Genomic DNA, 11,855 nt, shown 5'->3' on the forward strand with positions numbered 1-11,855 from the left:
TAACCTCCTTTTTATACAGCTCAATTGTGTATAAACCTATATCCAAAACTGAAAATAAAAAAAGCTGCCTCATTTTACTTTTGAGACAGCCTCTTTTATGGATAGAATACTATGTCAATTATTTTAATTTTTTACGGATTGCTTCGGCTGCATCCAGATGTGCCTGCAATTTTGGAATGGTGCTGTTCACAAATGCTTTTACATCTGCATTCATATCATCATCGCTTGCATCTTTAAACAGGTCGATTGTTTTTTTATGATCCTTCACCATCTGGTCCATAAAATCCTTGTCAAAATCTTTGGCGCTTTTTTCATTGAGTTTTGCTACATCTTTCTGATTTTCTTCAGATGGCGCTGAAGGAAGCGTAACATTCAAAGCTGCAGCCAGTTTTTTAACTTCTGCGTTTGCGCCGGAATGGTCATCAACCATCATTTTTGCGAAATCTTTTACCTCCTTATGGGTAGCTTTTTGCTCACCTACTTTACCAGCTTCTACTTCAGTTAAGCCACCATCGGCTGCTTTAACGAGAAAGTTGCTGGTATTCTCAACTGATTTAGTATCTGTGTTGGTTTGCTCTTGCTTTACTTCGTTGGTCGAGTCTGCTTTTTCAACCGGATCAGACTGGTTGTTACATGCAAACAATACGGAAGAGCCGATTAATAAGAATAACGCGGTCTGTTTCATTTGTCGAAATTTTAATTCAGGTTGTTTAAAATTCATGCCACGTAACCAGGAAAATACTCATCAATATATAGCGTGAAAAGACCGATATTAAAAAAGGAAGGAGAAACATCCGCACTATGTGGAATTTTGATGCATTGTAGTGGTTTATTTCTACAAAAATCAAACCAGGTGGCTATGCATTGAAAGAACAACAATGAACTCCACGCCTCTTCCGGGCTCGTTGTTTATTTGAATTTCCCCACCATGTGCTTTAATTATATCATATGAAAGTGACAAACCCAGACCCGTCCCGGTGCCGGTTGGTTTGGTGGTAAAGAAAGGTTGAAAAACTTTTTCGAGTACTCTTTCGGGAATACCTCCGCCGTTGTCTCTGATCCTTATTTCGACAATATCATTTATTTTTTTTGTTGTCAACTCAACTACCGGAACGAATTCATTGCCTTCCACTTTTTTCCTTTCACACACTGCATAAAACGCATTGTTGTATAAATTCAATAACACACGCCCGATATCCTGTGGAACAATGTTGATTTTTTCAATAGATACATCCTTATCAGTTTTAAGTTTTATTTCTGCCAGGTTATCTGCATACGGCTGAGCACCTTTACCCCTGTATCCATGATAGGCAAGTTGTAAATATTCTTCTGCCAGCGCATTGATATCTGTTGGTTCTTTCTGACCTGTTCCTGCGCGACTATGCTGCAACATACCTTTTACAATGGCATCTGCACGTTTGCCGTGGAAGTTTATTTTGGTGAGATTTTCTTTGACCTCAGAAAGCAATTCATCTACTGCCGGGCTGTTTTCTCCGGCCTCCTTCCTGCTTACTCCTGCCTCTTCAAGCAATTCACTACTCACTTCAGAAAAATTGTTTACAAAATTCAACGGGTTCTGTATTTCATGTGCGATGCCGGCAGTAAGCTCACCCAGGCTCGCCATTTTTTCAGACTGTATCAATTGTTTCTGCGTAGACTTTAGTTCATCCAGTGATTGCTGAAGTTGTGCAGTTCGTCGCGCAACTTTCTCCTCCAGTTTTCTATTTTCTTTCCTTAGTTGATATGATCGGAAGTAGACAATACTCCAGATGATGCCGAAAATTGTAATCGCGAAAAGCAAATATGCCCACCAGGTTCTCCACCAGGGAGGACGGATAATAATTTTGATTGTTTTTTCAGCCCAGATACCATAGCCATTTGAACCCTTCACATGAAACACATATTCACCTGGTGGAATATTGAAGTAATAACCCCTGTGATCCAATCCTGATGTTCTCCAGGCATTGTCATAATGCTCCAGCATGTACAACACCTGATTTGATTCAGGAAAATTATAGTCGATAACGGCGAAATCAATTGAAAAAATATTCTGATTATAATTCAGCGTAATCATTTTTGATTCTGAGAGTGGCGCAGTCAGAATTTCTGCACTACTTGATTGTACAGTATTATTAGCGAGTCTGAAGTCGGTTAAAGCAATTATTGGGGGTGGTATCCCTTTTCCAGGATCTCCAGGAAAGAAATGATAAAATCCTTCAGCATGTCCGAAAAATATTTTTCCATTTCGTGTTCGGTAACTTGATCCATAATTGAAGCCGTAGGCATTCACATTAAATTTACTGCCGTAATCAGCGGATTTTTTCGCTCGCATATCGATCATCTTAATGCCGTCAGGGTTTGCTAACCAGATGGCACCATTATTATCGTTAATGAGAGAATTTGCATTTGTGATTTCTGACGTCGACATGGGGTCGGAAAATTGGTAAAAACTGTCAGTAGTCTTATCAAACTGGTAGAAGTTATTACCCCCACCCCATACTGTGCCGGCACTATCTTCAAATAATCCTACAATTGAATTTCCTATAAGGTAACTTCGGATTTCGTTTCCTTGTGTATCGAGCAGATGAATTCCTCCCCCCATCGTACTACCGATCCATATTTTTCCATCTTTAGTCTGAACAATAGCCGAAATAAAGTTTTGCCCGATAACATTGGTATCGCCAGGAAAAAAAATATATTGTCTGAATGTATCGGGGCCTGGAAACATAAGGTTTAATCCAAGATGTGTGCCGACCCATAACCTGTTCTGGCGATCTTCATAAATAACTCTGACCAGGTTATTACCTAATGACCCAGCCACCGATGGATTATGCCTGAAGTGTTTAAAAATTCCGGTCTTTTTGTCAAGCTTATCAAGACCATATTCCGTACCAATCCAAAGGTTGCCCAAATGATCTCCCTTAAGTGCTGAAACCGTAAGACTACCTAACGAGTCCGGATGTCCATGTCCATCTCTGTAATGATGAAGAATACGAAATGATGAATCTGTGTGCAAAAGACCTTCTTCATATGAACCGATCCACAATGTACCATCATTGTCTTCATAAAAGGAACTTACATCCTTTATGAGTTTATTTTCAAACGGAATACTCCATGTTGAAGTCTGGGCACGGTAAAGCTTACCCGAAAGTCCGGATATCCATGTAATACCTTCTTTAGTGTTGAATGAAGCCCAGGCAGTACGGTCGCCATAATTATTCGCAGTATCTTTTATAGATTCAAAATGAATTATTTTCTTTTTTACAGGATCGTAATAATTCAGTCCTGATTCAGTTGTGCCAATCCATATGCCGCCATTCACATCCTCGTTGATAAAGCTGATATGATCATATTGGTAAAAATATTTGTTTAAACGAGGCCGACTCAGTTTTTCGGGATGATGCGGATCGTATGGAAATCGTCGAAAAGTTCCCTTTTCCCTGTCCATGATATGTAGTCCGTCGCCGGCAGTGCCTATCCAGAAATTTCCGTACCTGTCTTCTTCCATCGCCTTTACTCTATTATCAGTAAGAGAAGTTGTATCTCCCGGATGGTTTACAAACTTTTTGAATCTCCCCGTTTTTCTATCCATGCGATTGAGCCCCCCTTCTTCCGCTTTCAGTTTCTGATTATACACGCTGCCGGTTGCTATCCAAAGAGTTCCCCGTCTGTCTTCAAAAATGTTTGTGATATCATTACAACTTATACTTGTCGAATCGGATGGATTGTTTAAGTATCGAATAAATTTTGATTTGGCAGTATCAAAACGACATAGTCCCTGCGTAGTACCAATCCATAAAACGCCATCTTTGGAAACGAATAGTTTTCTTATTCCATCGCTCGGAAGTGTTGCGGAATCATTGGCCTCAAAACGGAAATGTGTGAATATCCCTGTAACAGGATCCAGTTTGTCGAGACCTTTATCTCCGGTACCGATCCAGATATTTCCGGAACTGTCACAAACTACTGCCTCCAGCGCATCGCTTACTATGGAATTCTGATCGTGCGAATTATTTTTGTAAGTGGAATAACGATACCCATCATATCGATACAATCCCCTTTTTGTTGCCAGCCATAGAAAGCCGGTCTTATCCTGAGTAATCGAAGTAACATGTTCAAAAGTTTTTCCTTCCGGCGGAAGAACTCTATGAAAAATAACGGGCTGGGCCTCTGCAATCGTTACCTGAAGAAGCAAACCAATCGTCAAATTAAACCGGATTCTGCCCATAAACATTTTTGAAAAATGCCTGGGTACAGGATTAACCGCGAACAAAAGAAATGCGAATACTTTTCGGCCTACATATCACTAAATTTAATGTAATCCCTCAATTTGACAGAAGAAGAATTCGGATAAATATCTGCTCACGAATTGCCGGAAAGAAAAAACACAAACCCGGCTCCTGAACGATATTAAAAGCACATAAAATTTGCATGTTTGTAAGGTGATTAAAAAAATGCATACCCGTTAAAAAAAATATCATCCTCCCTAACGACGAAGTTCAATTACCTCAGCTGAACAGTGACAGAAAACAGAAACATATAAAATACCGGAACTCTGCGTGGTCTGCTACCTGCTCACTGCTGCTCTTACATCATCGCTTCCCTCAACATCGCAATACTCTTCGGCACCGCTGTTGCAGGATCTTCTCTGCCTTCAAACTCCAGCGACAAATACCCCTGGTAATTTACTTTTTTCAGGATGGAGAAGATTCGTTTGTAATCGAGATCGAGACTATACCATTCACCACCACCGTAATATGTTTTCGCCTGTACAAACTGCGTATATGGTGCAAGCATCTCCAGTTTGCTTTAAGGATTCTCGAGGAAATTCCCGGTGTCCATCATGATGCCAAACCAGGGAGAATCAATTGCTTTCTTTATTCGCAACTGCCCTTCCGGCGTTGAACAAAGACCCCAGTGATTTTCCAAAGCCATCAATACACCAAATTCTTCCGCAGCGGGCAGACACTGCTGAATGCTGTCAATACACCATTTGAATCCGTCATCTTCAGTATATCCTGGTAATACCGGTTCAATACCGCGGTTCTTCATCAGGTCATCAAAAGATTTAATCGTATTCCAACGTCCTGAATTTAATCGCAGACAAGGAATGCCCATCCTCGCGGCCAGTTCGATACATTTTTTTGTATGATCGATTTCTTTTTTCAGGAATGCTTTATCCGGCGAAACAAAACTCTGATGAATAGACAAACAGGTAAAGGTGATGCCATTTTCAAATGCATGCTTTTTCAGATCCTGGATGTATTTGTTATCATCACCATCCATTTGTCTGTGAAGAATATCGATACCCTCGACACCAAGTTTTGCTGCTTCATCGATAACCTTCCTGATCGGGTATTTTTCACCCCGGAAATGCCAGTACGAATAAGATGAGATACTGAGCTTTATTCTGCCGGCGGCTTCAATTTTGTCTTCTGAATCCAGGTGGAATTGCGGGACTAACGGCAATGCGAGCGTACCGGCCAAACCGTTTCTGATAAAGGAGCGTCTCGAGGATGACATTTGAAAAATTTTGAAAGAAGATATGAAGAAAACTTTGCTTTTCAACCCTGATCAGGAAATTTTTCATTCATCTGAATGCAGAAAGGCCGGGCTCCATAATAGTTTTGCTGATTGGCGATAAATATTGGATTTTAGCTAAGTATATTTCTGCATTCAAAACAATATGCATGGTTATGAAAATGATAACAGCATCGTTCCTGCTACGTTTTCCCGTAGCCGTCATCCTGCTGGTACATAGCGTTCCAGGGATGTTCAACAACGGCATCAATGACTTCGGAAAACTTTACCTCAATGAAGCAGGCTTTGCTCCTGTTGGCGTGCTGCTTGCATGGATCATCAAACTATCCCACGTCGTTTGTGCAATCTGTCTTTTAGTAAATCGCTTTATTATCGCTGCATGCATCATCACGCTCCTGATACTGGTAGTCGGCATTTTTATGGTTCATCTGAAAGACGGCTGGTTTGTTGTAGGGGGTGGTAGAAATGGTATCGAATTTAATTTTCTGCTGATATTCGTTTTGCTTGCAATTGTAAGGCTTGATCGTGCAAACCTGAGCGCAGCATTATAACTCTCAGAAATATTACCTCGCAGTCGGTGTCTGCTGTTACATGTGCGAATCACATTCAATTTTGAATTACTGGAAATTTTGGCGTCAGTGTCCGTACGTATGTAATAGTCAAAGCGTGAAATACCTCGCACCTGGCTAACGTTCTTTTACGGTTTAAACTTTTTATCCTTCGTTTCTGCATTTCTGCAAAACGCAGCGATTCAACGAATAACGAAAAACGAAGAATGAAAAACTAACAACTAACAGCGATGAACCCCACCAGTCCTCACTTAATCAGCAATCCCTGCTGAGTGATCGGTAACACGATAATAAATTCCGCCCCTTCGCCCGGCATACTATTGACATTTATTTCCCCCTGGTGTGCATGAATGATATCGTAAGCAATCGATAGACCCAGCCCCGTTCCTATACCCGTTGGTTTTGTTGTAAAAAATGGTTGAAATATTTTATCAATTATTTTTTCAGGTATACCCTCTCCATTATCACTGATTGAAATCTCAATGCGATTAAAAATTTTTCTGGTACTTACTTTCACTGTTGGTAAATAGCCTTCATCATCTGTGATCGATTCTTCATCTGTGGAGTTTTTGCCTTTTTGACTGACAGAATAAAATGCATTATTGAAAACATTAACCAATGCGCGACCGATGTCCTGCGGTACAATAACCATTTCACCAATACCTTCCTGTAGATCTGATGTAATTGCTGCCTGGAAACTATTGTCCTTTCCACGATAGCCATGGTATGCGAGACGCAAATATTCGTCGACAAATTTGTTAATATCCATCGGCATTTTCTGTCCGCTTCCACCACGACTGTGCTGAAGCATTCCCTTCACAATGGAATCAGCTCTTTTACCGTGGTGATTGATCTTTTTTTCATTGGAGATAACATCAGTCGCTATAAGTTCGATTTCTCCAAAATTACCTTTCGATATTTCCTCCTTCATCTCCTGCAGTAAATCACCGTTCAGGTCGGAAAAATTATTTACGAAATTCAATGGATTCTGAATTTCATGAGCTATACCGGCAGTCAGCTGACCGAGTGAAGCCATTTTCTCCGATTGAATCAATTGGCTTTGTGTTGACCGGAGATGTTCAACAGTTGCCCTGAGTTCCGAAGTTTGCCGGGCAACCTCTTCTTCCAGCAGGCGCTGCTGATGTAAAGCGACTTCCTTTTTTTCTTCAGAAAGCCTCACGATTTCCTCCGCATTTCTCCTTACTTCACTAATGATTTCCCTGAATCGGAAGCTTACATAAAACAATAGTCCTAAGGGAAATGAAAGGTAAATAGCAGAAACAAATTTCAGTGCGTGCGGAAATATCTGAACCCTGTACCTTGAACTGAAATAAACAAAAACTGCGATCCAGAAAAGCGTCAGTACCATTCCAACTATTATCGCCCATTGTGCACCACGTAGTTTTTTCCAGGAAGTCGCAATATACCATACACAGATTCCGAGTACTGTTGCAACGAGTATATTACGAAGAGTAGCATCAGGGAAAAACATATTAAAGATGCCGAGCAATAACAATCCAGCAAGAATTATCCGGATAGGTGCAACGATCCGGCTATGAAACACCTGGCCGATGATAATTACCATCATCCATAAACTCAAGGCGATAAATATTTCGAAAAGGTAACGATAGTTTTGATAGGCAGAATACGTGTTATTGCCATTCTCCGACGTTGCGTAGGAAAGGATGGAAAAAGTCAGAAAACTGGTACAAAGTGCAATAGAGAAAAAATTCTTTTCTTTATTGTTCTGAATATAAATCAACCAGAATAATAAACTCAGTATTGCGCAAACAGCAATTAACGCTGTATAATAAATCTTCCATTCATTTATATGCCTGGCCAGTGCATTGTTATAGAGTGGACCTGTTAATCTCAGGAAAGCCTCACCTTCAGTTTGTTCAAGTCTTAAAATTCGGTTTGGAAAGCCAACAACGGTGTCCCTGATATGAACGGCAATAACATGACTGATGCCTTTTTCCATTTTAACAGGAATGGGCAACTTATTTAATGGATTGAATTCATGAAAGTGTCTGCCATCCGCTCCGGTACTTCCCAATCGACTTACAAGAACACCATCCAGATAAAGATCCGCAGCCGCCCAGTTATAATACCTTAATCCTAACAGAATATTACCAAATGAAGTATCGGGAATAAATCTGAATCTTAGCCAACCCTCAAGCCTTCCGTTCTCAGCCATATCGGTACGTAGATCCAGCGGACTGAGCTTCGCCCAATCATCGTCATCAAAATCTTTTGCTGCCCATGAGATATCATTTCCTTTCCTGAAATGCCAGCCATCCATTCCGCCAATAAAAACTTCCTGGATATTATTGAACATTGAAGGAGTGATCAGCACTCCCTGTTCCTGGGAATATATACCTGAATAAAAAGAACAAAGAAATAAAGAAAGGGTAAAACGTGCCGCAGCGGAGACATAACGGTTCCGCATAAGGTAAGACTTACAGAAAACTCCATCCCCTCGAAACCGATACACCCGTAATAGCATAGGCAGACTCAACAGAATAAAGTTTTGGTTACCCTTGTGTTTAATATTCACTTGTAATATAATAACAATACGAATCCGCTTGCATAATACCGGTGAATTTCATTATCAAAAAATGCAGGCTCAACGATATTGTAATCACCGAAGAACAGAATTTTCCGAAACAATTGTCGATAAGCTACATTCTGTGATTGATTTACCAACTGGTTATCGGGTACTGGTGCAGGTAAGTAAATGCGGAGAAGAAATGCAAACTTCTTTTCGATCAAAGTGTAAAACATCGCATTACATGCAGAATAATCTGTCTCTGAAAAGTATTTTCCCTTTTTTTAAAAGTGGCAATCGGGTTAAATTGTTTCTGCTAAAAACAACCAGGTATCCGATACTTGCAAGTATCGGATACCTGGCGAAAAAATTTCCTATGGTCCATTTTTAAAAAATCCCTGCAATCTTGAAATAAAAGCAAGGAATTTCTGGTTAGGCAGGTCTGGATTTAGGAGTTAAGGCTGGTGGCGTAGGTTGGACAGAATGATTTTTGACCGGTTTAATAGTTCTGAGATAAGCGAAAATCGCCTTGAGTTCATCATCCGTCATATGCTTTACAGGCATCATAGCCATAGGTGGCAGCAGCGGACGAGACCCTTTCAGACCCTTGCTGGTCATATTGCGTAATGCATACAAAAACTGCTCTTCGGTCCAGTTGCCCGTTCCGGATGAATCGGGAGTGAGGTTGGCTGAATACGTAATACCCCATGGCCCCACCCAAGAAGTAAAGGTTGCGGTAACCACCAATCCTTTTGACTCCATCTGCTTACGATCAACAGCAGGAGCCGGCATGTTTTCCGGATGGCCGGATAACATAAGAGAAGAATCATCGACCGGGCCCTGTGGGGTCATTTTTTTCGGCGTATGGCAATCGTTGCAACCACCGATCGTTACCAGGTGTTCACCCCACTCGACCTGCGAATTAAAGCCACCGAATTGAGGTTTTTCTGCTGCTACAGCTTTGACTTCTTCTTCGGGTTTAGGTTCTTCCGTCTTGGATCCGGAACAGCCATAAATGCTGAATGCCGCCACTACCAGGCAGCCGCCGACGAACATTGCGTGCTTGTTCATAATGATTGACTTTATTGTATGGAATGGTTTACCAACCTCGTCAGGGCAACGATTAAATTATCATTTTGAAATAACAGGGGGTACAAAAGGCATCGATAAAAAGCATCCCTTAGTTAGCAGTAATCACATCGATTGTTTTGCAGCGAAGTCTTTATGCACAGAAGTTAGGAAGATTCCGGAAAATTCCAATATTTTATTTTCAAACCTTTCTGAAATAAAACTACAGTTCAGCCTGGGAAATATTGGAGTCATTATCACCTAAATCATTCCCTCCTTCCTACTCACTACGTACTACTTACTATTTAAAAACCTTTCCGCATTGTTATAAAAAATATCCTCCTTGTCCTTTTTCGTAAGGAAATCCAGACTATTCAGAAACTGAACAGATTTTTCAATCGAATATGGCCAGATCATCTGATCCGAACCAAACATCACTTTGTTGAGATAACCTGCTTCTTTGGCATTCCGAAGAAATATTTTTACTGATCTCTGTGCATTTGGTTCCACCCATAACATCACTGCGATATCAGTATATAACTGAGGATAGTAAGCCATCAATCTTAACGCGTGTTCGTGCCAATCTTCCGCACCTGCGTGCATCAGATATATCCTGAGTTTTGGAAATTCCACCAGTACATCTTCAATTAAATATGGATCACCCAAACTAAGTCTCGCCTTCGGAGACCAGGAGTAAGTACCGCCAGGATCTCCGCCACCGGAATGGACTGCCACGGGAATATTATACTTTTCGCAAATCCGCAGATAGGGTTTCCATCCGGCATCGCTTAAAGTTCCACCGGAATAATATGGTGCGATCTCTCCGAATATTTCAATCTTTTTCTCCTGCACCAGTTTTTCAAATTTTACCGAATCAAGACCATAGTCATCCGGACTAAACATAAGGATACCACGAATCAATCGATGGCTGCTGTCTTTTTCAACCCATTCATCAACGCTTTCCGGGTGTCCGCTTACCACAGCTTTCAGAATGTTTAATTTTTTAAGGGCGGCAAAGGTCTCAATTCTGTGCGCCCCAGCGTTAGCCGCGCCTTTCTTCCCATAAAAATCAGGTACATTCTCGCGCGCTCCCCAATCCTTATCAAAATAAGAATGCAAATGCATATCAATGATCCTTGTTTGCGCAGAAACAAACAATGAGGTCAATGAAAAAATCAAAAGCAGTAAATTCTTTTGCAGGGTCAACATCTTCAGGTGGCTGATTTATCTTTCAGAAAAATACTGATCGGGGATCTCTTATTACCCCATTTGCTTTCAATCGTCATCTGGATTACTCCTTCCGGCTTCAATACAAATGATAACTTTTCGTAGCTGCCATCGGGCATTCCGGGCGATTCAAAACTATTTTCTCCAATGTATTTATAACCTTCACCAAACACCTCATTTTTTATCCACAAAGTGTTATCCTTTTTAAAAATCTCCATTTTCTTATTCGCATCCGAAATATCGGTATACGTTCCCGTTAGTTTATCAAGCGAGGCAGATTCCGGGACAAGGTTGGTGGTCATGCTTACATTATATACAATTTTCTGGCTACCGGATTTCAGTTTTTGTACTTTAAGTATCCTGCTTTTTGATGTAGCGGCGCTTGAAGCAGGATCGTCCTTGATATGCTCATCTCCTTCAAAATACAATTGTGTAACGAGTGGCATATAACCTTTTGCTGTCACCATCAGGTGAAAATGAGCAGGACGTATAAACCCAACGCCGCCATAAGGCACCGGCATCATGGTATTGAATTTATAATTGCCTTTATCATCAGTAAATACTGTACCCCTGTAACGAAACTCCTGAGTGGAATTGTCATACTGACCTTCACTATCGCAATGCCATAATTCCACTTTTGCATTTACATACGGCGTGACACAATCCGTATGTCGGATCTTACCACTCAATTCGACCGGAGTTCCTTTAGCGCCGGGGAAAACAAGACTGCTTCGTACCGGGCTATCGGGTCGGTAAAATGGGCCCAGTATATCTGTCGTCGTTTCGCAATCGCCGATGAATTTCTGACCATCGAAATGAATAAATCCGGAAGATGAGACGGCGATAACCGACAGACCGGAGTTGAAGATAAAATCCCTGCGTTTCATATGCTGTAAGTTTTA

9 protein-coding genes are annotated in these 11,855 nt (G+C 41.0%); 1 reads left to right on the forward strand and 8 read right to left on the reverse strand.

The window, feature by feature from the left end:
- Positions 1–118 precede the first annotated feature (118 nt).
- From P2W82_RS08470 to P2W82_RS08485, 4 genes are all read right to left on the reverse strand, one after another.
- Positions 119–685 (reverse strand): DUF4142 domain-containing protein, encoded by a 567-nt coding sequence (locus tag P2W82_RS08470; protein ID WP_336515436.1) that lies wholly within the window; start codon positions 683–685, stop codon positions 119–121.
- 159 nt (positions 686–844) lie between these two features.
- Entirely contained in the window at positions 845–4,228 is a 3,384-nt protein-coding gene (locus P2W82_RS08475; RefSeq protein ID WP_336515437.1) for a two-component regulator propeller domain-containing protein, read from the reverse strand.
- A gap of 359 nt (positions 4,229–4,587) precedes the next feature.
- Positions 4,588–4,797: a hypothetical protein gene (locus tag P2W82_RS08480; RefSeq protein ID WP_336515438.1), complete on the reverse strand. Its 210-nt coding sequence runs from the start codon at positions 4,795–4,797 to the stop codon at positions 4,588–4,590.
- Positions 4,798–4,809: 12 nt separating this feature from the next.
- Positions 4,810–5,523 (reverse strand): sugar phosphate isomerase/epimerase family protein, encoded by a 714-nt coding sequence (locus P2W82_RS08485; protein ID WP_336515439.1) that lies wholly within the window; start codon positions 5,521–5,523, stop codon positions 4,810–4,812.
- 173 nt (positions 5,524–5,696) lie between these two features.
- Between P2W82_RS08485 and P2W82_RS08490 the strand changes: the two genes are divergently transcribed.
- A complete protein-coding gene (locus P2W82_RS08490) occupies positions 5,697–6,092 on the forward strand; it encodes a DoxX family protein (protein ID WP_336515440.1) in 396 nt (131 codons plus the stop codon).
- Positions 6,093–6,357: 265 nt separating this feature from the next.
- Here the strand turns inward: P2W82_RS08490 and P2W82_RS08495 are convergent, their stop codons facing one another.
- The 4 genes from P2W82_RS08495 to P2W82_RS08510 form a co-directional block, all read right to left on the reverse strand.
- A complete protein-coding gene (locus P2W82_RS08495; protein ID WP_336515441.1) occupies positions 6,358–8,559 on the reverse strand; it encodes a sensor histidine kinase in 2,202 nt (733 codons plus the stop codon).
- A 531-nt stretch (positions 8,560–9,090) separates the two neighbouring features.
- A complete protein-coding gene (locus P2W82_RS08500; protein ID WP_336515442.1) occupies positions 9,091–9,729 on the reverse strand; it encodes a c-type cytochrome in 639 nt (212 codons plus the stop codon).
- Positions 9,730–10,020: 291 nt separating this feature from the next.
- Positions 10,021–10,935, reverse strand: a complete 915-nt coding sequence (locus P2W82_RS08505) for an amidohydrolase family protein (protein ID WP_336515443.1) — start codon at positions 10,933–10,935, stop codon at positions 10,021–10,023.
- Positions 10,936–10,937: 2 nt separating this feature from the next.
- Positions 10,938–11,840 (reverse strand): dioxygenase family protein, encoded by a 903-nt coding sequence (locus tag P2W82_RS08510; RefSeq protein WP_336515444.1) that lies wholly within the window; start codon positions 11,838–11,840, stop codon positions 10,938–10,940.
- Positions 11,841–11,855: the final 15 nt, after the last annotated feature.

Source organism: Pollutibacter soli, assembly GCA_029269725.1.
Lineage (GTDB): Bacteria > Bacteroidota > Bacteroidia > Chitinophagales > Chitinophagaceae > Pollutibacter > Pollutibacter soli.